25 protein-coding genes and 4 pseudogenes are annotated in these 26220 nt (G+C 65.8%); 16 read left to right on the top strand and 13 right to left on the bottom strand.

The window, feature by feature from the left end; all coding sequences use genetic code 11:
- Positions 1 to 132: 132 nt before the first annotated feature.
- Positions 133 to 639: an arsenate-mycothiol transferase ArsC gene (locus ACNS88_RS12875; protein WP_435098297.1), complete on the top strand. Its 507-nt coding sequence runs from the start codon at positions 133 to 135 to the stop codon at positions 637 to 639.
- A gap of 83 nt (positions 640 to 722) precedes the next feature.
- Here the strand turns inward: ACNS88_RS12875 and ACNS88_RS12870 are convergent, their stop codons facing one another.
- Positions 723 to 1052: a transcription factor S gene (locus ACNS88_RS12870; RefSeq protein WP_435098294.1), complete on the bottom strand. Its 330-nt coding sequence runs from the start codon at positions 1050 to 1052 to the stop codon at positions 723 to 725.
- Between the two features lie 116 nt (positions 1053 to 1168).
- Between ACNS88_RS12870 and ACNS88_RS12865 the strand changes: the two genes are divergently transcribed.
- The 3 genes and pseudogenes from ACNS88_RS12865 (at position 1169) to ACNS88_RS12855 (ending at position 3578) form a co-directional block, all read left to right on the top strand.
- Positions 1169 to 2188 (top strand): aldo/keto reductase, encoded by a 1020-nt coding sequence (locus ACNS88_RS12865; protein WP_435098291.1) that lies wholly within the window; start codon positions 1169 to 1171, stop codon positions 2186 to 2188.
- Between the two features lie 186 nt (positions 2189 to 2374).
- Positions 2375 to 2698 (top strand): annotated as a pseudogene (locus ACNS88_RS12860) (lipopolysaccharide biosynthesis protein); the annotation flags it as partial.
- Positions 2699 to 2705: 7 nt separating this feature from the next.
- On the top strand, positions 2706 to 3578 hold the full coding sequence (locus tag ACNS88_RS12855) for a M14 family metallopeptidase (RefSeq protein ID WP_435098288.1): 873 nt from the start codon (positions 2706 to 2708) through the stop codon (positions 3576 to 3578).
- A gap of 23 nt (positions 3579 to 3601) precedes the next feature.
- Here the strand turns inward: ACNS88_RS12855 and ACNS88_RS12850 are convergent, their stop codons facing one another.
- From ACNS88_RS12850 to pan2, 3 genes are all read right to left on the bottom strand, one after another.
- Positions 3602 to 3979, bottom strand: a complete 378-nt coding sequence (locus ACNS88_RS12850) for a DUF5811 family protein (protein WP_435098285.1) — start codon at positions 3977 to 3979, stop codon at positions 3602 to 3604.
- Positions 3980 to 4057: 78 nt separating this feature from the next.
- Positions 4058 to 4603, bottom strand: a complete 546-nt coding sequence (locus tag ACNS88_RS12845; protein ID WP_435098282.1) for a pyruvoyl-dependent arginine decarboxylase — start codon at positions 4601 to 4603, stop codon at positions 4058 to 4060.
- Positions 4604 to 5007: 404 nt separating this feature from the next.
- Positions 5008 to 6231, bottom strand: a complete 1224-nt coding sequence (pan2, locus tag ACNS88_RS12840; RefSeq protein ID WP_435098279.1) for a proteasome-activating nucleotidase Pan2 — start codon at positions 6229 to 6231, stop codon at positions 5008 to 5010.
- Positions 6232 to 6499: 268 nt separating this feature from the next.
- Between pan2 and ACNS88_RS12835 the strand changes: the two genes are divergently transcribed.
- The gene (locus ACNS88_RS12835; RefSeq protein WP_435098276.1) at positions 6500 to 7060 is read left to right on the top strand and encodes a response regulator; all 561 of its coding nucleotides are present in this window, start codon (positions 6500 to 6502) and stop codon (positions 7058 to 7060) included.
- A 17-nt stretch (positions 7061 to 7077) separates the two neighbouring features.
- Here the strand turns inward: ACNS88_RS12835 and ACNS88_RS12830 are convergent, their stop codons facing one another.
- The 3 genes from ACNS88_RS12830 to ACNS88_RS12820 all read right to left on the bottom strand — a co-directional run bounded on the left by ACNS88_RS12830 (position 7078) and on the right by ACNS88_RS12820 (position 9960).
- Entirely contained in the window at positions 7078 to 7362 is a 285-nt protein-coding gene (locus ACNS88_RS12830; RefSeq protein WP_435098273.1) for an amphi-Trp domain-containing protein, read from the bottom strand.
- Positions 7363 to 7524: 162 nt separating this feature from the next.
- On the bottom strand, positions 7525 to 8604 hold the full coding sequence (locus ACNS88_RS12825) for an aminopeptidase (protein WP_435098270.1): 1080 nt from the start codon (positions 8602 to 8604) through the stop codon (positions 7525 to 7527).
- A 48-nt stretch (positions 8605 to 8652) separates the two neighbouring features.
- Complete coding sequence (locus ACNS88_RS12820; protein ID WP_435098267.1) at positions 8653 to 9960, bottom strand: acetamidase/formamidase family protein; 1308 nt, start codon at positions 9958 to 9960, stop codon at positions 8653 to 8655.
- A 392-nt stretch (positions 9961 to 10352) separates the two neighbouring features.
- Here ACNS88_RS12820 and ACNS88_RS12815 point away from each other — a divergent pair, with 392 nt between their 5' ends.
- Positions 10353 to 11882, top strand: coding sequence for a right-handed parallel beta-helix repeat-containing protein (locus ACNS88_RS12815; RefSeq protein ID WP_435098264.1), 1530 nt, complete (start codon positions 10353 to 10355; stop codon positions 11880 to 11882).
- 676 nt (positions 11883 to 12558) lie between these two features.
- Here the strand turns inward: ACNS88_RS12815 and ACNS88_RS12810 are convergent.
- Entirely contained in the window at positions 12559 to 12777 is a 219-nt protein-coding gene (locus tag ACNS88_RS12810) for a HalOD1 output domain-containing protein (protein WP_435098261.1), read from the bottom strand.
- A 248-nt stretch (positions 12778 to 13025) separates the two neighbouring features.
- Between ACNS88_RS12810 and ACNS88_RS12805 the strand changes: the two genes are divergently transcribed.
- A complete protein-coding gene (locus tag ACNS88_RS12805) occupies positions 13026 to 14015 on the top strand; it encodes an HFX_2341 family transcriptional regulator (RefSeq protein ID WP_435098258.1) in 990 nt (329 codons plus the stop codon).
- A 265-nt stretch (positions 14016 to 14280) separates the two neighbouring features.
- Positions 14281 to 15294 (top strand): PrsW family intramembrane metalloprotease, encoded by a 1014-nt coding sequence (locus ACNS88_RS12800; protein WP_435098255.1) that lies wholly within the window; start codon positions 14281 to 14283, stop codon positions 15292 to 15294.
- A gap of 16 nt (positions 15295 to 15310) precedes the next feature.
- Here the strand turns inward: ACNS88_RS12800 and ACNS88_RS12795 are convergent, their stop codons facing one another.
- The gene (locus ACNS88_RS12795) at positions 15311 to 15763 is read right to left on the bottom strand and encodes a DUF4112 domain-containing protein (RefSeq protein ID WP_435098252.1); all 453 of its coding nucleotides are present in this window, start codon (positions 15761 to 15763) and stop codon (positions 15311 to 15313) included.
- A 364-nt stretch (positions 15764 to 16127) separates the two neighbouring features.
- Here ACNS88_RS12795 and cofH point away from each other — a divergent pair, with 364 nt between their 5' ends.
- Together cofH and ACNS88_RS12785 are read left to right on the top strand one after the other, a co-directional pair.
- On the top strand, positions 16128 to 17567 hold the full coding sequence (gene cofH, locus ACNS88_RS12790; RefSeq protein ID WP_435098249.1) for a 7,8-didemethyl-8-hydroxy-5-deazariboflavin synthase subunit CofH: 1440 nt from the start codon (positions 16128 to 16130) through the stop codon (positions 17565 to 17567).
- 109 nt (positions 17568 to 17676) lie between these two features.
- A complete protein-coding gene (locus ACNS88_RS12785) occupies positions 17677 to 18000 on the top strand; it encodes a DUF2250 domain-containing protein (protein ID WP_435098246.1) in 324 nt (107 codons plus the stop codon).
- A 28-nt stretch (positions 18001 to 18028) separates the two neighbouring features.
- On the opposite strand, the gene hmgA is transcribed toward ACNS88_RS12785, so the two are convergent.
- A complete protein-coding gene (hmgA, locus tag ACNS88_RS12780; RefSeq protein WP_435098243.1) occupies positions 18029 to 19252 on the bottom strand; it encodes a hydroxymethylglutaryl-CoA reductase (NADPH) in 1224 nt (407 codons plus the stop codon).
- 95 nt (positions 19253 to 19347) lie between these two features.
- Positions 19348 to 19821, bottom strand: a complete 474-nt coding sequence (locus ACNS88_RS12775) for a GNAT family N-acetyltransferase (protein WP_435098240.1) — start codon at positions 19819 to 19821, stop codon at positions 19348 to 19350.
- Positions 19822 to 20002: 181 nt separating this feature from the next.
- On the opposite strand from ACNS88_RS12775, the gene ACNS88_RS12770 reads away from it, so the two are divergent.
- The 6 genes and pseudogenes from ACNS88_RS12770 (at position 20003) to ACNS88_RS12745 (ending at position 25038) form a co-directional block, all read left to right on the top strand.
- Positions 20003 to 20824, top strand: a complete 822-nt coding sequence (locus ACNS88_RS12770; protein WP_435098237.1) for a DUF502 domain-containing protein — start codon at positions 20003 to 20005, stop codon at positions 20822 to 20824.
- Entirely contained in the window at positions 20821 to 21246 is a 426-nt protein-coding gene (locus ACNS88_RS12765) for an archease (protein WP_435098234.1), read from the top strand. The genes ACNS88_RS12770 and ACNS88_RS12765 overlap by 4 nt, the downstream gene beginning before the upstream one ends.
- Positions 21247 to 21340: 94 nt before the next feature.
- Positions 21341 to 21649, top strand: a pseudogene (locus ACNS88_RS12760) (RtcB family protein); the annotation flags it as partial.
- Positions 21650 to 21853, top strand: a pseudogene (locus tag ACNS88_RS12755) (hypothetical protein); the annotation flags it as partial.
- Between the two features lie 1131 nt (positions 21854 to 22984).
- A pseudogene (locus ACNS88_RS12750) lies at positions 22985 to 24280 on the top strand (RtcB family protein); the annotation flags it as partial.
- A 56-nt stretch (positions 24281 to 24336) separates the two neighbouring features.
- The gene (locus tag ACNS88_RS12745) at positions 24337 to 25038 is read left to right on the top strand and encodes a hypothetical protein (protein ID WP_435098231.1); all 702 of its coding nucleotides are present in this window, start codon (positions 24337 to 24339) and stop codon (positions 25036 to 25038) included.
- 21 nt (positions 25039 to 25059) lie between these two features.
- Here ACNS88_RS12745 and ACNS88_RS12740 read toward each other — a convergent pair whose 3' ends face one another.
- Together ACNS88_RS12740 and ACNS88_RS12735 are read right to left on the bottom strand one after the other, a co-directional pair.
- On the bottom strand, positions 25060 to 25788 hold the full coding sequence (locus ACNS88_RS12740) for an SDR family NAD(P)-dependent oxidoreductase (RefSeq protein WP_435098228.1): 729 nt from the start codon (positions 25786 to 25788) through the stop codon (positions 25060 to 25062).
- Positions 25789 to 25849: 61 nt separating this feature from the next.
- On the bottom strand, positions 25850 to 26161 hold the full coding sequence (locus tag ACNS88_RS12735; RefSeq protein WP_435098225.1) for an MTH1187 family thiamine-binding protein: 312 nt from the start codon (positions 26159 to 26161) through the stop codon (positions 25850 to 25852).
- Positions 26162 to 26220 lie beyond the last annotated feature (59 nt).

Here is a 26220-nt window from a genome sequence, read left to right as displayed (position 1 = left end):
CATTGGCCGGGTCAGTACCAGTTCTGAGGGGTCGTCGCGCGGAAAACGCGCCGAGCGCTGTCTCGCTAACGGTATATACCGCTATATATGTCACATACGAATAACTTTACACGTGCGACGGTATCGCGTGGTATGACAGCAATTGATCCGATCCGACTCGATTTCGTCTGCGTGCACAACGCGGGGCGGAGCCAAATGGCGGCCGCGTTCGCGGAGCGCGAATGCGTTGAGCGGAACCTATCGGCGGTCGTCGACGTGCACTCAGGAGGGACGGACCCCGCTGACGCCGTCCACGAGGAGGTCATCGCGGCGATGGCCGAGGTCGAGATCGATATCGCGGACCAGAGTCCGAAATGGGTCGCCGAACTCGATCAGCTCACGCACAGCGACCACCTGGTCACGATGGGGTGTTCGATCACGAAGTTCGAGCCTGCGCGCTACGGCGTCGAGTCGCACGAGTGGGACCTCGTCAATCCCGACGGAGCCGACATGGAAACGGTCCGCGCCGTCCGCGACGAGATCGAAGCGCGGGTGAACGGACTGTTCGACGACGTGGAACACCTCGCCGAAGAACGACAGGCGGACGCTGACTCCTCGACCGGATTCCTCGGATCGATTCGGGACAGCTTGTCGCGCTGAGCGATTCCCTTCCTCACCGGTAGACCAGCGATAAGGGGCGAAAAGCGCGCTCGGTCAGTCCCTGAAAAGGTCGGCAGGGCCGGTCAGTTATAGCCGCGCCAGCGGTGGCCGCACTCCTTGCATTTAAAAAACCGCGTCGGGGGCTCGTCGGCGGCGCCGGTCTGTTTGATCGTGTACCACGCCTCGCCGTGGCCGCACTCGTCGCAGACGATGTCGGTGGCGGTCGGCTTCCCCTCGAAGTTCGCGCCCTCCTCGGTCTCGATCACCTCGTCGCCGCTCTGTTCGGTCGTCGATTCGAAGTCTGCGGCGAGCGCCTCGTCGCGCTCGGCGGTGCCGCCGCAGTCGTCGTTCTGACACACCATCTCCCCGTCGCGAGAGACCATCATCGAGCCACAGTCGTCACAGAACTGCATATATACCGAAGGACGGCGTCAAGCGGTTTAGCTCCCGTGACTGCGAGTGGCGAGCGTGGCTCGCGGTTCCGCCTCCGGAACGCCCTTGCCGGTGCCCCGACCAGTTGGGAGTGAACATGAACCACCGAACGCTCGGCGACGTCGGCGCGGTCAGCGAGGTCGGTTACGGCTCGTGGCAGATCGGAAGCGACTGGGGCGACGTGAGCGAGACGGAGGCGGTGGACGCGGTCGAGGCCGCCCGCGACGCCGGAATCGACTTCTTCGACACCGCCGACGTGTACGGCGACGGGCGCTCCGAGCGGATCCTCGGCGACGTGCTCGAAGCCGACATCGCGAACGGCGAGGTGACGGTGGCGACGAAGGCCGGTCGCCGGCTCGACCCCCACGTCGCGGACGACTACGACGAGGCGAACCTCCGGCGGTTCGTGAACCGGTCGCGCGAGAACCTCGGCATGGAGACGCTAGATCTGGTCCAGCTTCACTGCCCGCCGACGGACGCTTACTACCAGCCGGAGACGTTCGACGCGCTCGACACGCTCGCCGACGAGGGGAAAATCGCGAACTACGGCGTCAGCGTCGAGCGCGTCGAGGAGGGGCTCAAGGCGATGGAGTACTCCGGCGTCGAGTCGGTTCAGATCATCTTCAACCCCTTCCGTCAACGCCCCGCGGAGCTGTTCCTCGAGGAGGCCGCCGCCCGCGACGTGGGCGTGATCTGTCGAGTGCCGCTCGCTTCCGGGCTGCTCACCGGCGCGCTCTCGCGGGACACCGACTTCGCCGAGGACGACCACCGCAACTACAACCGCGAGGGCGACGCGTTCGACGTGGGCGAGACGTTCGCCGGCGTCCCCTACGAAGTGGGGCTCGACGCCGCCGATGCGCTCGCCGAGCGAGTCGACGCCGTCGCCGACGAGCCGGCCGACCCGACCGAAGACGGCGTCTCGCTCCCGCAGTTCTCGCTGCGCTGGATCCTCGACCACGACGCCGTCTCGGCGGTCATTCCGGGATCGACGACGCCGGACCATATCCGGTCGAACGCGGCCGTCAGCGACCTGGCACCGCTCGGCGAGGCCGACCGCGAGGCCGTCGCCGACGTGTACGACGAGTTCGTCCGCGAACACGTCCACCAGCGCTGGTAACGGCTCCGTCCCGCGACGGAACGAGTCGCTTTTGTCCCGAGCCTGGAGACGTCGAGTCGACACGTGAACGACGGACTCGGTGCCGGTGGCGACGGAGACAACGACTCCGACGACGGGCGCGAGGCGCCGATCGACGCCGACGCGGTCTCTGACGACGCCGTCGCCGACGACGAGCGCGAGGCGCTCGTGACGATCGCGGTGCAAAACGGGATCCAGGTCGTCCTGCTGCGCCACTTCGAGGGGCTGTGGCCGTTCGACCGCACCTATCTCACCCCGCTCGCGGCCGGCGGCGTGACGCTCGTCGCGATGTGGGGAATCCGCGAGGTCGTTACCGGTCTCGCTGCGGTCGTCGTCGGGGCCGTGGCCGGGCTCGCGGTGTACGCGGGCGCGCTCCACGCCCTCGGCGTCGACCCGCGCGACCGGCTCGTCGCCCGGGAGTTAGCGGGGCAGTACCGCGCGGCCCGGCGTCTCCGTCCGGAACGGCGACACTTTATGCGGACCGCCGCGTAGTAGGCGTATGAAAACGATCGACCGCGGGTCAGCCGGGCCGGCCCGCGTCGCGATCGTCGGCGGGATCCACGGCGACGAGCCCGCCGGCGAGCGGATCGTCAGGCGACTCGCCGACGAACTCGACGCAGAGGGAGACGGGTCCAGCGACGGGATCATCCGGCTGATAATCGCCAACGAGCCGGCGCTGGCTGCGGGAACGCGGTACACGGATACCGACCTGAACCGCACGTTCCCGGGCGACGCCGACAGCGACGAGTACGAGCGGGCGCTCGCGCCGCGGCTCGCGGCCGAGCTGGAGGGAATGGACGCCGTGCTCGCGCTTCACACCTCCCACAGCGCGCCGCCGCCGTTCGCGATCCACAGCGGTCTCACGCCGTCGGTCCGCCGAACGGTGACCGGACTGCCGGTCGAGCACGTCGTCGACGCGAGTGGCCTCCGCGGGACGACGCTCGACTCCACCGTTCCACACACCGTTTCAATCGAGGTGGGCCGGCAGGGGAGCGAGGAGGCCGTCGATTTCGGCTACGAGGCGTGTCTGTCCTTCCTCCGCGCGCACGGCGCACTCGCAGATGAGCCGCCGACGTTCACCCCGACCACGGTCATCGAGGGCGAAGAGGAAGTGCCGAAGGGCGGCGGAGAGCCCCACGTCCACTACGTCAACTTCCAGGAGATCCCTGAGGGCGCCGTGTTCGCCGAGGACGACGTGTACACGCATCGGGTCACGGAGTCGGGAGTCGTCCCCATCCTCGCGAGCGAGCACGGATACGAGGAGATATTCGGTATTTACGGACGCGTGACGGGGACGCTGGAACCGCCTGAGTCAGCGGTGCCCAACAGAGAGGGAGACATCACGAACACGGCGGGAAAGCGCGCCGAGTAGCGAGGGAAAGCGGACGGAATCAGTTACTTCGCGGTCGGCGTCACGTCACCGACCGCGTCCATCACCTGCATCGCGGCGCTCGCGGCCAGCCCGCGGGCGACCTCGTCGGTGTCGGCGTCGGCGATACCGGCCTCGAGCTCGTCGGCGTCCGGCGTGAATCCGGCCGAGACCGGGTGGCCCGCGGGCGGGTTGACGGCGACGGTCGCCTGCGGCCCGTTCGCACCGACCGACAGTTCGGAGCCGACCGCGTAGCTGTTCGGGAGATACGACTCGGTTCGCGAGACGATTCCGGCGACCGCGCGCCGGAGGCGCCGTTCTTGGTCCGGAGAGAGGTCGACGGCCGCGGGCTTGCCCGCGTTCGTCACACCCGGTGCCCCGGCGTACGGGTTATTGCCGTTCATCGAAGACACGATAGATACGCGGAGACGGTTCAAAAAGGCGTCGGCGATGGCGAACTGTGGGAGGGACCGCTCGGATCCCTACAAAATTGGTTCGGACTCGCCGTACGCGGCGACCACGACCGCCGTCGTGAATCGGTCGGGCTCCGCGGCCGCCGTCTCGACGCGCACCTCGCGATCCGACAGCTCCCAGTCGCGAAAGTCGCTCCCCGCGTCGAGCCCCGCCTCGATCCGCCTGCGTACGTCGTCGGGGTCCTCGCCGGTCACCTCGTAGAAGAGGCCGGGGCCCGGCCCGGTGGCCCAGCCGAGTCCGGCGGCCACGTCGGGACGGCGGCGCGGCGCTCGCTTCGAGTCGGCGTCCTCCGTGCCGGCGCGACCGCCTTCGCGGAAGTCGACCTCGTCGCCCGGCCCGACCGTCCGCCGCGCCTCGACGACCGTGAGGCGGTTGCCGGCGGGTCCGAGATCCGGGACCTCGGAGACCGACTCGACGGTCGCCTCGGCGGGGACGACCGAGGAGACCGCGACGAGGTTGTAGTTGTGGAGGTTCGCGTCCGCGAGCGCGGCGTCGTAGGAGGCCATCGCGGTGTCGGCGACGCCGACGCCGCCGGCGACGTGGATGGTGTTCATCGGCAGAATGTCGACGGCGCGGGAGGTAAGGGGTTACGAAGTGACCGCCGTCCGCGGCAGCGGTATAAAAGATGGGTATAAAACGGGCGGTGGCGCGTGCCGAGGAGCGCCCGAAGGGCGCGACTCGCACGCGCGAGGGAGTCGGTCGCCCGAAGCGAAGCGGAGGGCGACCGACGAGGCTGGGGAGGCGTGAGGCTGCGGGGCGGTGCTGTTCGGGGTGGGGCTCAAAGGGGCAGCCGTGAGGCGGGCGCAGGCGACGTAAGCACTGCAAGGAGCGAACGGAGTGAGCGACTGAAGCGCACAGCGAGCGTGCGCCCGCCTCACGGCTGGGGCTTTGGAGATGTTCACCGCCTATCCACCGCTAGAGACCTCAAAAACGCAAAAACGACCGCCGATCAGTACCGCTAGTACTGGTAGTTGATGACCTGCTCTTCGGTCTGCTCGGCGTCCTGCAGCTTCTCGCGGGCCTGCTCGAAGTCCGCCTGCGTGACCTCGGTGCGGCCGTCGCGGACCGCGAACATCCCGGCCTCGGTCGCCAGCGAGGCGATGTCGGCACCGCTGTAGCCGTCGAGCTCGCGTGCGATCGCGCCCACGTCGGTGTCCGGGGCGACGTTCATTTCCTGCGTGTGAATCTCCAAGATGCGCTCGCGACCCTCGGCGTTCGGCTCCGGCACCTCGATGAGCCGGTCGAAGCGACCGGGGCGCAAGATCGCCTCGTCGAGCATGTCGAAGCGGTTGGTGGCGGCCATGATCCGGACCTCGCCGCGGTCGTCGAAGCCGTCCATCTCGGAGAGCAGCTGCATCATCGTCCGCTGGACCTCGGCGTCGCCCGAGGTCTTCGAGTCCGTCCGCTTCGAGGCGACGGCGTCGATCTCGTCGATGAAGATGACGGCGGGCTCGCGCTCGGCGGCGAGCTCGAACAGGTCCCGGACGAGCCGGGCGCCCTCGCCGATGAACTTCCGGACGAGCTCGGAGCCGGCCATCTTGATGAAGGTGGCGTCGGACTCGTTGGCGACCGCCTTCGCCAGCATCGTCTTCCCGGTGCCCGGCGGGCCGTGCAGGAGGACGCCGCTCGGCGGATCGACGCCGACGGCCTCGAACTGCTCTGGGTCGTCGAGCGGGTCCTCGACGGCCTCACGGACCTCGCGGATCTGGTCGTCGATCCCGCCGATATCGTCGTACTCGACGTCGGGCGACTCGGTGACCTCCATCGCCTGCGCCCGGGAGTCGGTCTCGTCGTCGAGCACCTGCTGGACCGCGAAGGAATCGTTGATCGCGACGCGGTCGCCCGGTCGGAGATCGGACTCGAGCGTCGTGGACGCCTGCGTCAGCACCTCCTGGTTGTTGCCGTGCTGTTTGATGACGACGCCGTCCTCCGTGTTCTCCTCGACCGAGGCGATGTACAGCGAGGAGGTCTTCAGCACCTCGTTTTCGCGTTTGAGCTCGTCGACGTCCGTCTTCAGCTCGCCGCGCCGGTCCTGCGCGTCGTCGAGCCGGTCTCCGAGCTCGTCGTTAACGTGCAGTATCCGCCGGTAGTGCTGGCGGATCGCCTCGAGTCGCTCCGTCTCGCTCATCTCCGGATCGAGCTCCAAACGGGGACGGTCGGGCAGTGATGGGCTGTGAGACATTTGTTGTCCGTGCTAGGAAGCGCGCGTAAATGTGCCTTTGGGTCACGACAGGCCCCGGTCCAACTACGGGGTGCGATCCCAGCCGGCTCGACGCGAATCGAACGACCGTCGGCGTCCGCTCGCAGTTGTTCGGTATCAGTTTTGATACTTACGAGTCAGCGTTTAAACTGGTCCCAATAGTAGGCCGCCTCATGAATGCACGAACGGCGGACGGCCGCGGCGGATCGGGACGTCCGGCGGGCGATCAGCAGGCTGCGGCGCTCCGGCCATGAGCGACGCCGGTGTGCAGCCGACGGTCCTCGCGGTCGACGACGAGCCCGACCTTGCCGAGCTGTACCGGGTGTACCTCGACACCGCCTACGACGTGCGGATCGCCACCGGCGGCGAGGAGGCCCTCTCGCTGATGGACGAGTCGGTCGACGTGGTTCTCCTCGACCGGCGGATGCCCGACATGTCGGGCCGCGAGGTGCTGGACGCGATCCGCGGGGAGGGGTACGACGCGCGGATCGCGATGCTGACGGCGGTCGAGCCGGACGTCGACATCGTCGAGATGTCGTTCGACGACTACAAGACGAAACCGGTCACGAAGAAGGAACTGATCACTCTCGTCGAGGTGTTGCTCCACCGCGCGAAGTTCAACGAGCAGAGTCAGAAGTTCTTCGCGCTGGCGTCGAAGAAGGCAGCGCTGGAAGCCGCGGGCGCGGCGAACACCGAAGAGTACGAGGAACTACTCGACCGGGTAGAGACGGTTCGAGACCGCGTCGACGACACTCTCGATCACCTGTCGGCGCGCGACGCGTTCATCGAGGTCTCCAGTACCCTCTCGTAGTCGACGACGATTCGCTCTTACTCGATCTCCAACTCCCCGTCGCCGTCGCCGCCCTCACTCTCCTCGTCCCACTCGAGTTCGAACTCGACGCTGCGCTCGCCCGGCCCGTCGACCGGTCCTTCGCGTTCGGCTTTCACCTCGAACGTCGGCCGCGTCGGCGGGTCCATCGTCACGGACCGCTCGCCTTGCTTCAGGGTGATCGCGTTACCGGACTCCAGCGAGTCCGCGACGGCGCGAAGGTACGCGGCGATATCGCCGCGGGTTCGACGGCTCTCCGACTCGAAGAGGACTTCTTCAGGCATGAACGAGAGTACGCGCGGTGAGATAATAAAGGGGCCTGCAAAACGGTACCTCGGCGCGTTTTGAGGCCGATACGCGCCTCGGCTACCGTCGAGACGGAGACGAGGACAAGCCGGCGACCCGAGCGGGATCGCTCAGAACTCGTCCTCGAACGACGACCGCCCTCAGAACCCGTCCTCGAACGCGAACGTCCCGTCTCGCTGGACGACCTCGCCGTCGACCTCGATGACGGAGTCCTCGCTCATGTCGACGATCATGTCGACGTGCTCGGCGGACTCGTTGACCTCGTTGTCCCCGCCGACCGTCTCCGGGTACGCGGAGCCGACCGCCATGTGGACGGTGTCGCCCATCTTCTCGTCGAACAGCATGTTGTAGGTGAACCGGTCGATCTGGCGGTTCATCCCGATACCGAGTTCGCCGAGGTGCCGGGACCCCTCGTCGGTGTCGAGGATGCCGGAGAGGAGGTCCTCGTTGCGCTCGGCGGAGTGGGAGACGACCTCGCCGTCCTCGAACCGAAGCCGGACCCCGTCGATCTCGCGGCCGTAGCGGTAGAGGGGGAGATCGAAGTGGACCTCGCCGTCGACGCCGTCTCGCGCGGGCGCGGTGAACACCTCGCCGCCGGGGAGGTTCGCCTCGCCGTAGTCGTTGAGCGTGGTGTTCCCGGAGACGTCGAGCGTGAGGTCCGTCTCGTCGCCGGATTTGATCCGAACTTCGTCCGCCTCGTCGAGGATCTCGACCATCTCCGCCTGGAACTCACGCTGTTCGTCCCAGTCGAGCGAGACGGCGTCCCACACGAAGTTCTCGTACGCCTCGGTGCTCATCCCGGCGAGCTGGGCGTGACTCGCGGTCGGGTACTGCGTGAGACACCACGTCTTCGAGAGGCGCGTCCGCTTGACGTCCTCCATCGCGCGGTTGTACGCCGCGTTGGTCTCCGGATCGATGTCGGCGTCCTCGGTTGCGTTCGAGCCGCCGCGAGCGATAATGAACACGTCGGCCTCCTCGTAGAGCGCGCGCCGGTGGCTCGGCTCGCTGAAATCGTCCGAGGAGCGCTTGAAGGCGCGCTGGGCGCGCTTCGAGTAGTTGAGGTAGACGGGGTTGGCGCCGCGGTCCCCGCAGACCTCGTGGAGGGCGACCGCGAGGTCCTCCGCCTCCTTCGGCATTTGGATGACCACGTCGTCGCCCGACTCGATGCCGGTGGAGTGGTCGGCGATGATCTCCGCGTGTTCGCGAACGCGTGCGTCCATACGGAGTCGTTTCGCGGCCGGGGAATTACCGCTTTTCCTTCCGGTGGCCTACAACCCGTACTGCTCTCGAACCGAGTCGCCGAGTCCGCGCTCGTCGAGCAGGTCCAGCGGCGCCAGCATGTCGAGCTGAACGACGCCGGGCAGCCGACCGATCTGGACGCCGCCGGTGAAGGTGCATCGGGCGCGGATCTCGCCCTCGCTCATGTCGAGGAGCCGGCCCGCGCGGTCGAACGCGTTCTGCGTGGCGTCGTTGACGGTGGCGCCGGAGCCGACGACCTGAATCGGCGCCATATCGTCCTCGACGTCGACGCCGTGTTCCGCGCCGAGGTCGCGACCGGCCTCGCGCTCCGCGTCGCTGTAGGGCTTGCTGATGAAGGGGAGGTCGTCCTCGTTCGGGAGGAGCACGGGACCGTCGATATCGAGGCCCTCGATCACCTCCACGTCCATCGTGACGGTGCCGCTCACGTCGGTGGTGTGGAGCGAGAGCTCGCCGTCGCCCTGGTTCGCGTGGAGGTCGCCGACGTACACCCCGCCGCCGTCGATCTCGACGGGACAGATCAGCGTGGCGCCCGCGCGGACCTCCGGGATGTCCATGTGGCCGTCGGTCCGCTTGTCGAGGTCCTCCTCGGTCTCGACGCCGTAGTCGTGGTCGGCGCCGATGAGGCTCTGGCCGAAGTCGCCCGCGTTGTGCGAGTCGGGCATCGTCACCGACGGCGTCGTGCCGATGTTCCCGATGAAGGGTCGGAGGCGACCGAGCGTGCCAGGCATTCCGTCCGGCTCGTACAGCAGGATGGGGTGTTGGCGGGCGTTCTCGGGGATGTCCATCACCTTGTCTGCGTCGAGCGCGAGCTCGTGGGCGCCCTCTTTGTCGAGGGTGACGCCGACCGCGTTCTCGTGGTCGAACGCGACGGTGTACCCGTACTCGAAGCCGAACGAGGAGGCGTTGGCGCCGCACTCCGCACACCGGATCGCGTCCTCGCCGGTCCCCTCGACGACGGAGTCGGGCCACGCCGTCCCGCACTCCGGACAGCGGTGGTCGACGAAGGGGTCGTCGCCGAACGCGCTCTCGCGCTCCGCCATCGAGCCCGTGCTGGTGGCCATGCTCGTCACGCTCACGTCGCGGATGTGGATCGCGATCGCGTCGCCGACCTCGGCGCCCTCGACGCGGATCGGGCGAGTCACCTCGTGGCCGCCCCTGAACGAGGGTGTGACCATCGGCCCCCAACAGCCCGGCGGCGTGTACGTCTCCACCGTTCCGCCGTCGGCGACCGTGCCGGCCCACTCCTGGTCGGGACCGACCAGTCCGAGCGTGTACTGGTCGACGTACAGCTCCTCTTGAACGCCTTGTTGTGACATACCATATCGTGGTACGGGCGTCGCGGGAATAACGCTACTGTTGGCGGAAGGGTGCGATCGATCGGCGGTGGTGGGGCGGTGGTACCACGATCGGCTCTAGACGACCGCGACCCCCCAACAGCGATTGCCACGCGATACGGTGCCGTGTAGTCGGTTCATCGAACGGCGATCGTCGAGGATCTCTCCGCCGTTACAATCGACTAGACATGTTAGATATACGTACTATAGATATACAGATGAACATAGCCTCTGTATAATTATCAATTATTTTATTTATAACGTCTATAACGATACTGGACGCCGAGAACATCTCAGCAACTATGTCAAATCGCGACAATATCTCAACGGGGTTATCGCGTCGGACTGCGCTTCGGATCGGTGCCGTCGGGAGCGTGAGTCTGCTCGGACTCTCCTCCGTCTCACAGACGGGCGCCCAAGCGGGCCCGACCACGATCACGGAGTGTCGGGAGATCGACGAGCCCGGCGAGTACGTCCTTGACGACGACCTCTCCGGGGAGGGCGACTGTTTGCGGATCACCGCGTCCGGCGTGACGCTCGACGGGAACGGGCACACGCTCGACGGCGACGGAACCGGCACCGGACTGTTCATTGAATCGTCCGAAAGTACTGTTCGGAATCTCACGATCCAGGGCTTCGAGACCGGGGTCCGGATCGGCTTCAGTCGGAATATAACTCTCTCCTCGGTAACGATCCAAGAAACCGTTGGGCTTGGAATATGGGTCATCCGGTCCAACGATGTCCTCTGTGAAGATTCGACGATACGCCGAAACGGCTCTAGTGGTGTCTCTCTCTCTGATTACAGCCAGTATGTCACCGTGCGAAACTGCGACCTCGTGCAAAACAGAGCGAGTCCGGTCCGGGCAGGGAGTAGCGCAATTATGAGTATCGAAGACTGCCGCATCGTCGACAACGATGGGCCAGTCAGCTTCACGCCGATGCCGGACTCGAAGATCGAGGGAACGCTCGTCAGCGGGAGCGACGGGCCTGGACTGAGTACCAATTACGGCGATAGCGGGATTTTCGACGATCCGACCCCGATACGGAACTGCGTGGTCCGGGACTGCGACGGCGCCGGTATCGAACAGCCCCACGGCTACCTCGACGTTCGCGAGTGCACGCTCTCGGGGAATCGCGTCGGCTATCGAGCCGGAGGCATAGAGGCCTACGAGGCGATACTCCAGAACAACAACATCGAGGACAATGAGGAGTACGGGGTCCAAAATACGGCTCCGGAAGAAGAGACCACCACTATCGACGCGACGTGTAACTGGTGGGGAGACGAGTCCGGCCCCGTTCACGAGGACAACCCCAACGAGAATCCGCAGGGGCAACGCGTCAGCGACGACGTGGAGTTTGTCCCCTGGTCGACCGACCGGATCGAGGACGACGAGGGGTCGTGCGACGGCGGCCTCGACGAGGAGGAGAAGCCGAACGGTCCGCCCGAAGGCGGGACCGGATACATCTCGAAGAAGTCCTACCTGCGGATCAAGGGAGTGGGCCCGTACGAGGACGTCGACTGCTGGGGCGGGACCGTCTACGTCACCGATCCGTCGGACGTCGAGGACGCCGGATTCGGCGGTCCCGGCGAGATCACCGTTCCACCGTCCTCGGGGACCGACGACGCTCCGGAGCGCTCGGTCCCCGGACACGTCATCCGCGCGGAGTCGGACGCCGTCCCGGTCACGCTGCCGACGTGGGGCGGCGACCGGGGCGCGTGCGAATCGCTGCTCTTCGTCGATCCGGAGCAGGACCTCCGCGCCGACGTCGAGTACCGGATCGTCACCGACGATCCCAGACCCGGCTACGAAGAGGTCGACACGGGCGGGTTCGCCGGGACGATCCACGAGATCGTGCAGGTCGAGTACGTACCGGTGCGTTCGGACGGGTCGGAAGAGGTGTGAAAGTCGGGTCCACGAGGCTCTCCGCGGTCTCGGTGCCCCGGCCGGAGAAAGCGGGCGTGATGCTTGGCGTTTTTATCGCCGCCCATCCGACGCAGGGTGTATGCAGACCCACATCGTGCCGGTCGGGTTCGATCACGACCGCATGATAGAGCCTATACACCCCCCGTTTTCGGGATTTAAGCCGAGAGACCTATGTCCGAAAACGAAGTTGAACCCATCCATCCAGATGAGGCAATCGGCCTCGATCTAAGGGATAGAGAATCAGAGTTAGCAGAGAAATGAGCTCGGATCATGCTGAGTACCGATCGATATGCTTCGACCCCCTTCCCCTCGATTCGACAAAACCGCTTCTACAGGCCGGTCTGACTTGCCCTATCTCACGTTATCCGCATCAGCGTCATAACCGAACATATCTCGATGTGTCCAAAATACCACAGTAGAACCCTCCGTTTGACTATATAGTACAGGAAGTAAAGTGAGATATTAATTGTAATGTGTACCCCTTCATGCGATGTTAGCGTGTTCCGAATGCAAGTCTAGCATCCTAAAATAGTTATCAGGCTATCTAAGACTAGACTCGATATTGGGATTGAGACCTCGTTGAAATGCTCAGAGATTAGGAGTTCTCCACCGCGATCGCTCAGTGCAGTTCATTCAGGGTTAGGCCCGTATCGTCTTATTGCCCGTCAATCAGAACAGTATCATCCCCTGCGATCTCCACAACGTGATTCATCGTCTCGAATTGAAGATTCCATTCATCATTCTCCTGATTCGCTAAGCCTCGTATCGCGTCCGTAGAGACGTAGTTTTGGAGTTGAAGCTCAAGATTTTCCGGTTTGATGTTTTCCTCATATGCAATTTTATTCGTTATTTGTTCGAGGAGAGATTTTTTCATAGTTATGATAATTCATCACCGTTCATATATCTGTGCCTCCCGCACTCTTCGGCGGTCAACTGAGTCATACTGTAGTGTCTCTGAAAAAGGAGGTTTCAACAGAGCCGAAAGCGAGTGAACTTCTGAGTCACATACAGAGTTTGATTCGTTTAAAGCCCACTACGGGAGGTAGAGCAGACACGATCGATGTTCGGTTGAACGCTAAGGGAAGTGGTGGTTTTTATAAGTACCATCCTTTCGTCCCACGTATGCAGACCCACATCGTGCCGGTCGGGTTCGATTACGACCGCATGATCGCCCCGCTCATCCGGGACCAGTTCGACGTCGACCGGGTGATCCTATTGGAGGGGACAGTCGGGAGCGAGGCCAACGTCGAGTACTCGCGCAACATCGCGCGCAAACTCGAACAGGACTTCCAGAACCTGCTCGGCGCCGAGACGGTCCGCGAGCAGCTGACCGACGTGTACGACTACGACGCCGCCTTCGAGCGCGCCTACGACCTGATCAACGCGGAGCTCGACCGAGACGAGGAAGACGGCACGACGGAAGACGGCGCGGCAGGAGACGGCGCGGCGGGAGACGGCGGCGCCTCCGGCGAAGCCCCCGACAAGCGCGAGGTCTGGGTGAACCTCTGTTCGATGCCCCGACCGGTCTCCTTCGCGTTCGCGACCGCGGCCCACTCGATCATGGTCGAGCGCCAGGACGACCGCGATCGGATCCACACCTACTACACCGCCCCGGAGAAGTACTTAGAGACCGAACTGGCAGAGGAACTCCGGGCGAACCGTGACCTCTTGCAAACGCTGGTCGAGGACGACGCGGTGGCCGACGACCGCCTCAGCGACAGGCTCGCCAGCACCACCGACCTCCTCGCGGAGTTCGACGAGCGCGGCACCACCATCGGCGCGAAGCGCATCGGTGACAGCCACGTGATCGAGCTCCCGGTCGCCTCCTTCCAGAACGTCAAACCGTTCGAGGAGCTCGTCCTCTTCACCCTCGGCGAACACGGCGAGTTCGAGTCGGTCTCGGAACTGGCCGAGACGCTCGCCGCCGACCTCAACGAGGAGTACACCGACTCGTTCCGCTCGAAGGTGATCTACAACGTCGACCGGCTCGGCCCCGGCGGCAAGGGGTACATCGAGCGCGAGGAGCGTGGGAAGTCCTATCGGACCACCCTCTCGCGGATCGGCGAGCTGTGGGTCCGAGCGCACGCCGATGAGGACCGAGATTTGGCGTAGAACCTGCCGCGTTCGGAGGTGACAGTCGTTCACTCGGCTCACTTAAAAGCCTCCGTAGTGGACAGAAACTCCACGCGGAGTACAGTGTACAGTCAGCATGACCGCGTCTTTTTGTCACCCTAGGTGTTACAATTGATCAACTGAGATAAAGTGCTGTTTGATATATTTGAATATGCTACGTCTAGCTAATGGTTTCTCAAGCATCGAGCGGTGGGTTCGTTCTTGGCTATGCCCGAGAAGCGAATGACTCGCCGACAGAAACGACATGCAAGACGTAGATAACGAGACAGATCCCGTCGAGGCGGCGGACGACGAGCAAGACCTCTACGGGATCTCGACGTGGGAACGACGGTCCATCCTCGATAGCGTCTCGGTCGGAGTCTACTGGTTGGCGGTTCGGACCGGCCAGGTTCTCCTGATTTTGGTCGCGCTCTTGATTTTTCTCGCCATCGGCGGACTCAGTATTCTGAGAGAGCCCCTGATCGGCGTGCTAGCGGTCCTCTCTGCGCTCCCCGCGCTGGCATTGGCGGGGTACGTCTGGTACAGCGACGTGACGTCCAGCGAGCCCCTGTCGCTGCTCGCCGCGACCTTCATACTCGGCGTGCTCACCGCGGGCTTCGCTGCCGTTGCCAACAGCGCCTTTCAGCCGGTTTTCACGGCGCTCGGTGGCATCGGGATGGTTCTGTTTTTCTACCTCATCGTGGGCCCCGTGGAGGAGTCGGTGAAGCTGCTTGCCGTACGGCTCTACGCGTACAACGACGATCGGTTCGCCGCAGTTATCGACGGTGCGGTGTACGGCGCTGTCGCTGGACTCGGATTCGCGACCGTCGAAAATGCCATCTACATCAGTGGAGCAGTCGGAGAGGTCGGCGGTCTGTCGCTGGGGCTGGACCTGATCGGTATCGGCGGAGATATCACCGCGACCCGCGCCTTAGCCGGGCCGGGACACGTCATCTACTCGGCGTTCGCGGGCTACTACCTCGGGTTAGCGAAGTTCAACCCCGAGAACCGCGGTCCGATCATCGTCAAAGGGCTCATCATCGCCGCGGTGATCCACGCGACGTACAACACCACGGTCGGAATCGGAAGCGGTCTGATTCAGGCCGCGACGGGTCTCCCCAGACTTCCCGCGTTCTTCGTCTTCGTGGTACTGTACGTCGGAGGCTTTGGCTACCTGCTCTTCCGGAAGATTCAGGCTTATAAAGACGCCCACCGGGCGGCGCATGCACACGAGACGAACGAACGCGACGAGTCCGTGATCGATACCGAGACCGAGTGACTGCCTGCCCCGTCGATTACTCGATCTCGATTTCGGTTCGCTCACTCGAGGACCGAGTCGAGCGATCGCGATCCGTCGTGAGATCGTCTATCACCAGTTTGAAATTGCGCTTGTTGGCCTTCCAGAAGATATCAAAGACATCGCCGACGACTGGGATTGTTCCCACGACCACGTCCAAGGAGATGTTCGCGATCAGTTTGAGCAGCGTCGCGTAGGACACACCGAGACGGGCCGCCTCAGCCACGATGTACAGCGAGATCCCGCCGCTGAGTACGTCTCCTGCCCCTGGGAGAATACCGAGCAGTGGATCGATACCGATACGATAGCCGATTCCCGGAACGCGGATGCCCTCATCGAGAACGTACGCAACGATTTGCATACGCTTGACCGCTGCTCGGTCAACCGACTCGGGTAGGTGATCGATCCGCTCGTTGAACTCGGTCAGAAACTCGCTTTTCTGGTCTCTCATCGTAGAGTACGTGTTGTTCCGTGCCGGACGACAGCTTCGCCGCAGTGAGACGGAGAGTTCGGCGTCGTCTCTCGCGTCCTGTGCCCGCTCGTCTGGTGGAAGCGGTGACTTCCACGACGAAGGGACGAATCCCGACATTGTCTCATTAGGGAAAGGCGGGTGAACCGCCTCGGGTTACCGTTCTGTTGTTCGGTGAGCCACTTAAATCCACGTTCGAGCGCCGTCTCTCGACCCGACTCCGCTCTCTTCTGTCGTGCCGTCGAGGATGAGGGACCGCCGATCTCTCCGTACTCGCCCCGTTGCGGTCGCTTTCTGAGTGCCGTGACCCTCCCGTTTTTATCCGTAGGATGGTGAGACACACGCGATGAACTCGGCGCGGGACCCCGACGCATCAGACCGCGACGCCACCGACCTCGACGACGACTTCGGCTTCGCAGAGCCGTCGACCGACCAGTCGTTCGAGAACGCGCTAGCGACGGCCCGCGACGGCGACCGCCTCTCAGTCGACGACGCGACCGAATTGCTCGCCACCGGAACGGACACCGACGGGATCGATCCCGTCCGGAAAGAGCGCGTCCTCGAACTCGCCGACCGCCGGCGCCACGAGGCGGTCGGCGACGAGGTCACGTTCGTCGCCAACCTCAACAACAACGTCACGACGGCCTGCAACACCGGCTGTCTGTTCTGTAACTTCAAGGACTCCGCGCACGCCTTCGAGGCCGACAGCGACGCCGACCACGCCGGCTTCACGAAGACGCCCGCCGAGTCCCGCGCGATCGTCGAGGACGCCCTCGATATGGGCGTCTACGAGGTGTGCTCGGTGTCCGGACTCCACCCCGCGCTCGCGCTGAACGAGGAGCATCACGAGATCCTCCGGTCGTACGACGATCCGGAAAGCGAGGTGAACTACAAGCCGCCCGAGCGGTACGCCACCGATCCGGGCACCTACGTCGATCAGATCGAGGCGATGTCGGTCGGCGGGGTCCATGTCCACTCGATGACGCCGGAGGAAGCGTACCACGCCGCCCGCGGCACCGACTGGGAGTACGAGACGGTGTACCGCGAGCTGGCAGCCGCGGGGCTCGACTCGGCGCCGGGCACCGCCGCGGAGATCCTCGTCGACGAGGTCCGCGACGTGATCTGCCCCGGGAAGATCCGCACCGACGACTGGGTCGCGGCGATGGAGGGCGCGATGGCGGCCGGCCTCGACACCACCTCGACGATGATGTACGGCCACGTCGAAACGGTCGCACACCGCGCCCAGCACCTAGGGGTGATCCGCGATCTGCAGGACCGGACCGGCGGGATCACGGAGTTCGTTCCGCTCTCCTTTATCCACCAGAACACCCCGCTCTACCGCCACGGCGTCGTCGACTCCGGCCCCTCGCGCGACGAGGACGAGCTGGTGGTGGCGGTCGCGCGCCTCTTCCTGGACAACGTCGACCACGTGCAGGCCTCGTGGGTGAAGTCCGGCGACGCGCACGGACTGAAGCTGCTCAACTGCGGCGCCGACGACTTCATGGGGACCATTCTCTCCGAGGAGATCACGAAGCGAGCGGGCGGCGAGTACGGCGAGTTCCGCTCGTTCGACGACTACGTCGAGATGATCACGGCGATCGGCCGCACCCCGGTCGAGCGCTCGACCGACTACCGCACCCGCCGCCGGATCGACCCTGATGCGGAGCCGCACGGCCCCCGACTTGGCCCTCGCGCCGACGGAACGCCGATGCTCCCGAACTCGTCGTCCGGCGCGTCCGGCACTGCCAGTGCAGCCGAGGAAGGGTCGGCAGACGCCGACGACTGAACCGACCGGAGTCGACTCGGCTCGTCACCCCCCCCTCCTCGACGGCGACTCTCAACGCGCGGGAACTGCCGGAATACTCTTTATATTGGTATACATTCACATGCACAACATGCCCGCGTCAGACGCGCCGACCGCCGGGTCGGGAGGGGACACGCCGCCCGAGGACGGCGACGGCGAGGGCGGTCTGGATCGCCCGACGATCGCGCTCACTCGCACCGACGAGCGGGTGTTGGCGTACCTCGACGACGTCGGTTCCGACTATCCCGCGTTCGTCGCGAGCAACACGGGGCTGTACGTCGACCACGTCGAGTCGCGGCTGGACGCGCTCGATGCGGCGGGGCTCGTCGAGCAAGTGACCGGCGAGGAAGTCTTCCGAATCACCGACGCCGGCCGCGACGCGCTGCGCGAGGACTGCGCCGTCTGGTCGGACTGACGGGTCAGGACCGAACTCCGGTCGACTCCTACCGCCCGAGGTCGGCGTGCGCCGACGAAAGGTGTCTCGAGCCGAGCGCCGCGAGCAGCGAGAGTTCGCCGGCGAGCGCGCCCACCGCGATCGCCTCCGCGAGCGCGTCGCCGTTGCTCCCGGCGGGGTCGCCGCCGCCGCGGACGCCGAGGATGTCCAGTCCGGCGGCCTGCGTCGGGAGCTTCGTCCCGCCGCCGACGGTGCCCACTTCGAGGCTCGCGAGCGACACGGAGAGGTACAGGTCCCCGTCGGGGGTCGTCTCCGCGGTCGTGATCGCGTTCGCGCCTTCGACGACCTGCGCCTCGTCTTGGCCGGTGGCGAGGAACATCGCCGCGACCGCGTTGGCGACGTGGGCGTTGAAGCCGAGCCCGCCCGCCTTCGCGGAGCCGACGAGGTTCTTCCGGGTGTTGATCTCGGCGATCGACTCCGGCGTCGTGTGGAGCCGCTCTTCGACGACCTCGCGCGGGATCTCCACGTCAGCGCTCACGGAGCGCCCGCGGCCCTCGACCGCGTTGATCGCGGCCGGCTTCTTGTCCGAACAGAGGTTCCCCGAGAGCGCGACGAGCGAGGCGTCGGTCTCGGCCTCGATCGCGTCGCACGCCTCGCGGGTCGCGATGGTGACCATGTTCATCCCCATCGCGTCCTTCGTGTCGTAGCGGAACCGCAGGTAGACGTTGTTGCCAACGACGTACGGGGTCACGTCGAGCAGTTCGCCGTGACTCGTCGTCGACTCGGCCGCCGCCCGCAGCGTCTCCTCGTTATCGCGGACCCACGAGACGAGCGCCTCCGCCTCGGCCACGTCGGCGACGCGGAAGACGGGCGCCCGAGTCATCCCGCTCTTCGTGACGCGGGCGGTCGCCCCGCCGGCGTCGTTGACGACCGAGCAGCCGCGGTTGATGGAGGCGACCAAGGCGCCCTCCGTGGTCGCCATCGGGAGGTAGCGCTCGCCCGAGAGCGCGCCGCCGTCGACCGCGACGGGGCCGGCGACGCCCATCGGCACCTGCACGGCGCCGACCATGTTCTCGATGTTTGATCCGTGGGCGTCTGCGGCGTCGAACGCGTACTCGCCGAGGGCGTCGACGTCGGCCTCGGCGGTCTCGCTGACGAGCCGGCGTCGGGCGGCCGCGGCGGTGTCGGCGTCGGCGTGCTCTTCGAGCTCGTGGAAGCGCACGTCGCCCTCGCGGACGCGGTCGGCGAGCGACGCGGGAGTGGGTTCGGTCATGGCCGGTTTTCCTCGCGGCGCGCGCTAATGGCTATCGGTTTCGCGGGCGCTGGAGGGATCGGGGGGTACCACGGGCCGGCGCAGTCCAGGGAGTGCTATCGGCCGACGAATCCGGAGAGCCGCTCGCGGAGCGACTCGCCGCCGAGCTTGAGGTAGTAGGCGTCGCCGCCGTCCTCGTAGTAGTTGTCGATCCGGCGAACGACCTCGAAGCCGAGGTGTTCGTAGAAGCCGAGCGCCCCGGTGTTCGTCGTCCGGGCGTGGCAGGTGACCGATCGGTGGTCCGCGGCCACGTCGGCGATGAGGCGCTCGGCGTGGCCGCGCCCTCGGTAATCGGGGTGGACGGCCAGAAACAAGATGTAGCCGTCGCGGCGCACGGAGGCGAACGCGACGATCTCGTCGCTCTCGACCAGCAGGTGCGTCGTGGACCGACGGTAGGCGTCGACGAAGAACCCCCGTCTCTGTCGGAGGACGCCTTCCGCCGATCGGATCCGCTCTTTGAGCTCCCACGCGTCGGCCGCGTGGTCGGACTCGCCGGGCGGTTCCGTCCGCTTTTCCACGGTAACGCTCACTGCAGCAAACTAACACGCCAACGGAATATAACTCCACCGCCACCGGGAACGGTTGCGGTCGAGCAGGGTTGGCGCGAACCGGACCCCTCGCCGTGCTCGGCCCCGAACCGGCGGCTCCGATGATACCCTGGACGCACCTAACGACGGAAGCGTTTTGGTCGGGTCGGTCGTGAGACCGATAATGGCTGCCGAGTCGCCATCTGACCGCGGACGCCTCAGACGGGCGCTTTTGACCGGTATCGCCGTCATTGTGCCCTCCGTCATCACTCTCGCGGTGCTGGGCGTGGTGTTCAACGCGATCTACAACTACCTGAACGCCTTTTCCACGGCGGTCGTGCCGGTGTTACCGCCGGGGACGCTCCCGATCGGCCGCAAGGTCGCCATCGAGATCGCCACGCCGGTCGTGTTCGTCGGGTCGATCCTCCTCATCGGTATCGTCGTCGAGTCGACGCGGTACGGCGAGCGTGCGGTCGACTACGTCGACTACGCGATCGAGCAGATCCCGGGCGTCGGCTCCGTGTACCAAGGGTTCCGACAGATGAGCGACGCCATGATGGAGTCGGACAGCGGGAACTTCCAAGAGGTGGTCCTCGTCGAGTTCCCGACCGAAGGGACCTACACCCTCGCGTTCGTCACGAGCGAGCCCCCGGACGCGATCACTGCCCCCGCCGGGAGCGATGAAATGCGGACGCTGTTCATGCCGATGGCCCCGAACCCGGTGATGGGCGGCCACGTCCTGTTCGTCCCCGAGCGCCGGATCGTCGAGATCGACCTAACCGTCGAAGACGGGATCCGTGCGCTGGTGACGAGCGGGGTCGCCCTCGAACGCGCCGCGGCCGACGCCGACGGCGTGTCGCCGACACAGGTCCGCGACGCCGGTCACGGGAAGCGGATCGGCTCGTACCACTCCTCGATGTCGGACGCCGCAAAGCGCCCGGACGACGACCGCGACGGGCGGGAAACCAAGCGGACCGCCCCCGGCGAACCAGGTGACGACCGATGAGCTACGCCCTCCGCGAACACACGGCCGATATCGCGGTCGAGGCGATCGCGCCGACCCTCGCGTCGCTGTTCGAGGCCGTCGCCGACGGGCTCACCGCCGCGAGCTGCGAGACGGTTCCCGAGAGCGGTGACCGATTCGAGTTCACCGTGACCGCCGAGAGCCGCGAGGCGCTCCTGTTCGACTACCTCGATCAGTTGATCTACGAGCGCGACGTGCGGCTCGTGCTCCCCGCCGGCCATCGGTGTGCCGTCGCGGAACCTGCCGTCCCCGACGACGACGCGGCGTGGACCGTCGAGGCGACGGCTCGCGGCGTTCCCCTTGACGCCGTCACGGCCCGAGAGATCAAGGCGGTCACGTACTCCGAGATGACCCTCGAACGACGGGACGACGAGTGGTACGCGTACGTCGTGTTCGACGTGTGACGCTCGCCTGCGAGCGAAGGCCGCGACCGCCAGGCACCGCCGCGTCCGCGCCCGCTGACGCAACGCCCTTCTTCCCCCGCACCGAATCACAGGTATGACCACGCGCGAGTTCGACGGAATCCGACTGGAGAAGGTGCGCGAGCACGTCTGGGAGATCCCCCGCGAGGGCGACATGAACGTCCCCGCGCGGGTGCTTGCCAGCGAGGACCTGTTGGCGGAGATCGGCGAAGACGACACGCTTCAGCAGCTAAAAAACGCCACCCACCTGCCCGGGATGGTTGAGCCCGCCCTCTGTATGCCGGACGGCCATCAGGGGTACGGCTTCCCGGTCGGCGGCGTCGGCGCGATCGACGCCCGAACCGGCTGTATATCGCCCGGAGCGGTCGGCTATGACATCAACTGCTTGCCGGGCGACACCGACGTTCGACTCTCGTTCGGTCGTCGGGTCCCGCTTAAAACGCTTCGGGACCGATTCGAGGACGAGCGTGCAGCCGTCGCGACCGGTGACGACCTGCTGGCGTCGGAGATTCAGTTGTTCACCGAATCCGGATCGAAACCGGTGTGCGAACTCGAAACGTCGACCGGTCGGAGAATCGAGGCGACCGGTGACCACCGATTCGAGACACCAGACGGGATGATCACCGTCGATGACCTCGACGCGGACGACGAGGTGTACGTCCACCCGTTCGAGGGCCTCGAACACGAAGCCCCCGAGGACTTTACCATCCTCTCAACGGAGGATTTCGAAGACGAGAACCCCCAGATACGTCAGGTTCTGGAAGAACGGGGGCTGTTCCCCCTCCGCTCGACGGACGAGACGTTCAATCGACTGCTCAAAATTGTCGGCTTCCTCCTCGGTGACGGGTCCTACGGCGGCGAGGGCCAGACGTGGTTCTACGGGTCTCCAGAGGAACTGGAGGAGATACGAGACGACGTTCGTGCCATCGGGTTCACGCCGTCGAAAATCTATGAACGCGACCGGTCACACGACATTGACGGAAACACCTTCGAGCGGACGGAGTACAGCTTCAAGACAACCTCCAAGGCGCTGCGACGTGTGTTCGTCGAGCTCGGGGTCCCGGAGGGCCCGAAAGTATCGTCAGGATTCACCACGCCCGACTATCTCGACCGACTCGCGGACTGGCAGCAGGCGCTCTTCTACTCGACGTATTGCGGCGCCGAAATGAACGCACCGGCGGCACAGCACGACAAGAACCTCTACTGTCCGAAGGTTTCACAGACGCGAACCCTGGACACGGAAGCAGCGGGGAGGGCATTTCTGGCGGACATGGCCGCGTTCCTCGACCGAGTCGGTATCCGGACCAACGACATGGAATCGTTCGAGACGGATACGAACAGTTCGGCTTCGACGATCCGGCTCCGGTTGGGCGTCAAAAACGACTCCGAGAACCTGATTCGATTCTTCAGTCGCGTCGGCTATCGGTACCATCCCGAAAAGCAGCGCAGCGCGATGGAAGCCGTTCAGTATCTTCGGACCAAAGAGCGGGAAATCGAGCGGCGTGAAGCGATAGCTTCCGAGACGAAGGCGCTCGCAGACGGCGGCTGTGAAGTTTCGGACCTCGTGGATCGGTTCGATATCAACGACCGGTTCGTCGAACGGAGCGTCTGGAGCGGGCGCGAGGGTCGCCCACGCCCCGGTGATGAGTTCCCCGGATTCGACGAGTATCGTTCCGAACTTGACGTCAGACCGGACGGTGCCGTCGCTGTCAAAATCGAGGGTATCCGGGACGCAGGATCGAAATGCGTCTATGACCTCGGCGTGACACACGATGCCCACACGTTCCTCGCGAACGGGTTCGTTGTTTCGAACTGCGGCGTCCGAATGGTCCGTACGAACCTCACCTACGACGACGTGCGCGGTCGCGAGTCGGAGCTCGTCGACGCGCTCTTCGAGGCGGTCCCCTCCGGGCTCGGCGGCGGAGGCGTCATCGACGGCGACGCCGACGCCATCGAGGGCGCCTTGGAACGCGGCGTCGAGTGGGCTGTCGACGAGGGGTACGGGATCGAAAGCGACCTCGCGCGCTGTGAAGACGAGGGGCGACGGCCCGACGCGCGGCCGGAGTACGTCTCGCAGAAGGCGATGGACCGCGGGCGCAACCAGATGGGGTCGCTCGGCTCGGGCAACCACTTCCTGGAGGTCCAGCGCGTCACGGACGTGTTCCGCGAAGGGGTCGCCGACGAGTACGGGCTCGAGGAGGACGGGATCGTCGTCCTGATCCACTGCGGGAGCCGCGGACTCGGCCACCAGACCTGCAACGACTACCTCCGGCGGATCGAGAAGGAGCACGGCGACCTCCTCGACTCGCTGCCGGACAAGGAGCTCGCGGCCGCGCCCGCCGGCTCCGAGCTGGCGGACGAGTACTACGGCGCGATGGGCGCCTGCATCAACTTCGCGTGGGTGAACCGCCAGCTGATCACCCATCAGGCCCGCGAGACGTTCGGCGCGGTGTTCGACGCCGACCCGATCGAGGACCTCGGGATGGAGCTGTTGTACGACGTGGCGCACAACATCGCGAAGAAGGAGACCCACGAGGTCGGCGTCGACGCCGACGGCCGTCCCGCGGTCGGTGACGAGGCGGTCGACCGCGCTGACCGCGAGCTGTACGTCCACCGCAAGGGGGCCACGCGCGCGTTCCCCGCGGGCCACGAGGACGTGCCCGACGTGTACCGCGACGCCGGCCAGCCCGTGATCATCCCCGGCAGCATGGGGGCCGGCTCGTACGTGCTCCGCGGCGGCGCGGCGTCGATGTCGGTCTCGTTCGGCTCCACCGCTCACGGCGCCGGGCGGCTGATGAGCCGGACGCAGGCGAAACAGGAGTTCTGGGGCGAGGACGTGCAAGACGACCTCGAAGGCGACCAGCAGATCTACGTGAAAGCGCAGTCGGGCGCCACCATCGCCGAGGAGGCGCCCGGCGTCTACAAGGACATCGACGAGGTGATCCGCGTCAGCGACGAACTCGGCATCGGCGACAAGGTCGCGCGGACGTTCCCGGTGTGTAACATTAAGGGGTGAGCGGCGGCCTCTCGGCCGGACCCTTATATCGGATACCGCGGCCACTCCGGGCCGTGATGAGCGACCACTCGCGGGACGACGACGCGCAACGGGAGCCAACCAGACGATCGGTCCTCGGCGGGGTCGCGGCTGCTGCGGGCGCCGCACTTACCGGGGCCGGAGCGCTCGCCGCGTCCAGTCGACCGGCGGCCGCGGTCGACGGCGACCCCGCGGCCTTTGAGGCGGGCGACGCCCCGACGGTTACCAGCAACGACGGGCGGATCGAGTCCGTCTACCTCTCGCCTGCCGTCGAGGTGTCGTGGACCGACTTCTCCGAGGGCGTCGAGCGCGTGACGCTCACGCTCGCCGTGGGAAGCGACGCCGGCGTCGACAAGGTGTACCGCGAGACGCTCACGGCGGACGATCCCGGAGCGACGCCCGGAGCCGTGGCGTCGGTCGGCAGACCCGACGACGGGCAGTCCGACACCGCGTCTGACGCACCGCCCGACTTCGACGCGGTCGACGGGGGCCTCACCGCGCGGTTCGAGCGTGCCGACGCGACCGCCAGAGGGGACGCCGTGACGAGCGAGAATCTCTCCGCAACCGATCTCTCCGGCGGCGAGACGGACACGACCACGCTGGACGTGGTGTTCCGCGCGGACGTCGCCGGCGGGGGCGACGAGGCGACCGTCATGCGCACGACGACCGTCGACCTAACGGTCGAAAACCCCGCCGGCGACGCGACGGCAGGGGGCGACGTGGGCGTGGAGGCGGTGTAGGACCTACCGTATTCGGCCCCTTCACAGGTGCATGCCGCCGTCGACTTCGAGGATCTCGCCGTGGACGTAGTCGGTATCGATCAGGTACCGGACGGAGTCGGCGACGTCCGCGGGCGAGCAGGCGTACTCGGGGAGGTGCGTGTCGACGTTCTCGTGGCCGTGAAACTCGATCGCTTCGAGGTACTCGAGGATGACGTCGTTGAGGTCGGTCTCAACGGGGCCCGGCGCGACGGCGTTGACCTGTACGCCGGCCGGGCCGAGCTCTCGAGCCAACGCGCGCGTCAGCCCGTGCAGTCCGGCCTTGCTCGCGGCGTAGCTGGCGTCGACCGTCCCGAGCGTGCCGCCCACGCTGGAGATGAACACGACGTCACCCGCGCTCTCCCGGAGGTGCGGAGCCGCTGCACGGGTGACGCGGAACGCGCCCGAGAGGTTGGTGTCGATCACCGACTCCCAGTCCGCGTCGGTCGTCTCTTCCAGGCGGTTCGGCCGCGTGACTCCGGCGTTGTTGACGACCGCGTCGAGCGAATCGAACGCGTCGACCGCCGTCTCGACCAGTCGGTCCGCGGCGGCGGACTCCGAGACGTCGGCCTGAACCGTGATCGCGTTCCCGCCGGCCTCGCGGACCCGCTCCGCCGTCTCGGACGCGGCGTCCTCATTCGACCGGTAGTTGACGACGACGTCGCGCTCGGCGAACTCGATCGCGATCGCCCGTCCGATGCCGCGGCTGCCGCCAGTGACCAGTATTGCCATGCGTGGCTATCTGACTACGTACTAATACCACTAACGAATCCCCGCCACGGACGGCGCTCGGCTAGCGCTCTCGCGCCGCCTCTCGACCGAGGTGTTCCTCGACGGCCTCGACCTTTCGATCGGCGGTCGTCTCCGCGGTCCGCTTGTCGTCGATTTTTAAGACCGTCGAGACGCGGTCGCCGTCGACGGCGTCGTGAGCGGCCGCGGCCGCGGCGAACACCGTTTCGGCGTCGTCGGCCTCAATCACGGTCCCCATCGGGTTCGTCTCGTAGCTCACTTCGAACTCGTCGAGCGCGGCGACGGCCTTCGCGACCTCGCCGGCCATGCTGTCCTCGATCACCGGTGCAACGCTCAACAGCGCGACAGTGGTCATATCTGACCATCCGGCCCGCGGGCACTTAAAAACGGAGCGCGCCGTCGGCGAGCGAGCCG

Source organism: Halorubrum shenae, assembly GCF_051194165.1.
In the GTDB taxonomy this organism is placed as follows: domain Archaea; phylum Halobacteriota; class Halobacteria; order Halobacteriales; family Haloferacaceae; genus Halorubrum.
Note: the sequence above shows the minus strand (reverse complement) of the source record. Positions and strands in the feature narration are given on the sequence as shown.

What these genes read in the sequence shown, in the direction of transcription:
- ACNS88_RS12875 (WP_435098297.1), top strand. Translation starts at nt 133, where the DNA reads ATGACAGCAATTGATCCGATCCGACTCGATTTCGTCTGCGTGCACAAC.
- ACNS88_RS12870 (WP_435098294.1), bottom strand. Translation starts at nt 1,052, where the DNA reads ATGCAGTTCTGTGACGACTGTGGCTCGATGATGGTCTCTCGCGACGGG.
- ACNS88_RS12865 (WP_435098291.1), top strand. Translation starts at nt 1,169, where the DNA reads ATGAACCACCGAACGCTCGGCGACGTCGGCGCGGTCAGCGAGGTCGGT.
- ACNS88_RS12855 (WP_435098288.1), top strand. Translation starts at nt 2,706, where the DNA reads ATGAAAACGATCGACCGCGGGTCAGCCGGGCCGGCCCGCGTCGCGATC.
- ACNS88_RS12850 (WP_435098285.1), bottom strand. Translation starts at nt 3,979, where the DNA reads ATGAACGGCAATAACCCGTACGCCGGGGCACCGGGTGTGACGAACGCG.
- ACNS88_RS12845 (WP_435098282.1), bottom strand. Translation starts at nt 4,603, where the DNA reads ATGAACACCATCCACGTCGCCGGCGGCGTCGGCGTCGCCGACACCGCG.
- pan2 (WP_435098279.1), bottom strand. Translation starts at nt 6,231, where the DNA reads ATGTCTCACAGCCCATCACTGCCCGACCGTCCCCGTTTGGAGCTCGAT.
- ACNS88_RS12835 (WP_435098276.1), top strand. Translation starts at nt 6,500, where the DNA reads ATGAGCGACGCCGGTGTGCAGCCGACGGTCCTCGCGGTCGACGACGAG.
- ACNS88_RS12830 (WP_435098273.1), bottom strand. Translation starts at nt 7,362, where the DNA reads ATGCCTGAAGAAGTCCTCTTCGAGTCGGAGAGCCGTCGAACCCGCGGC.
- ACNS88_RS12825 (WP_435098270.1), bottom strand. Translation starts at nt 8,604, where the DNA reads ATGGACGCACGCGTTCGCGAACACGCGGAGATCATCGCCGACCACTCC.
- ACNS88_RS12820 (WP_435098267.1), bottom strand. Translation starts at nt 9,960, where the DNA reads ATGTCACAACAAGGCGTTCAAGAGGAGCTGTACGTCGACCAGTACACG.
- ACNS88_RS12810 (WP_435098261.1), bottom strand. Translation starts at nt 12,777, where the DNA reads ATGAAAAAATCTCTCCTCGAACAAATAACGAATAAAATTGCATATGAG.
- ACNS88_RS12805 (WP_435098258.1), top strand. Translation starts at nt 13,026, where the DNA reads ATGCAGACCCACATCGTGCCGGTCGGGTTCGATTACGACCGCATGATC.
- ACNS88_RS12800 (WP_435098255.1), top strand. Translation starts at nt 14,281, where the DNA reads ATGCAAGACGTAGATAACGAGACAGATCCCGTCGAGGCGGCGGACGAC.
- ACNS88_RS12795 (WP_435098252.1), bottom strand. Translation starts at nt 15,763, where the DNA reads ATGAGAGACCAGAAAAGCGAGTTTCTGACCGAGTTCAACGAGCGGATC.
- cofH (WP_435098249.1), top strand. Translation starts at nt 16,128, where the DNA reads ATGAACTCGGCGCGGGACCCCGACGCATCAGACCGCGACGCCACCGAC.
- ACNS88_RS12785 (WP_435098246.1), top strand. Translation starts at nt 17,677, where the DNA reads ATGCCCGCGTCAGACGCGCCGACCGCCGGGTCGGGAGGGGACACGCCG.
- hmgA (WP_435098243.1), bottom strand. Translation starts at nt 19,252, where the DNA reads ATGACCGAACCCACTCCCGCGTCGCTCGCCGACCGCGTCCGCGAGGGC.
- ACNS88_RS12770 (WP_435098237.1), top strand. Translation starts at nt 20,003, where the DNA reads ATGGCTGCCGAGTCGCCATCTGACCGCGGACGCCTCAGACGGGCGCTT.
- ACNS88_RS12765 (WP_435098234.1), top strand. Translation starts at nt 20,821, where the DNA reads ATGAGCTACGCCCTCCGCGAACACACGGCCGATATCGCGGTCGAGGCG.
- ACNS88_RS12745 (WP_435098231.1), top strand. Translation starts at nt 24,337, where the DNA reads ATGAGCGACCACTCGCGGGACGACGACGCGCAACGGGAGCCAACCAGA.
- ACNS88_RS12740 (WP_435098228.1), bottom strand. Translation starts at nt 25,788, where the DNA reads ATGGCAATACTGGTCACTGGCGGCAGCCGCGGCATCGGACGGGCGATC.
- ACNS88_RS12735 (WP_435098225.1), bottom strand. Translation starts at nt 26,161, where the DNA reads ATGACCACTGTCGCGCTGTTGAGCGTTGCACCGGTGATCGAGGACAGC.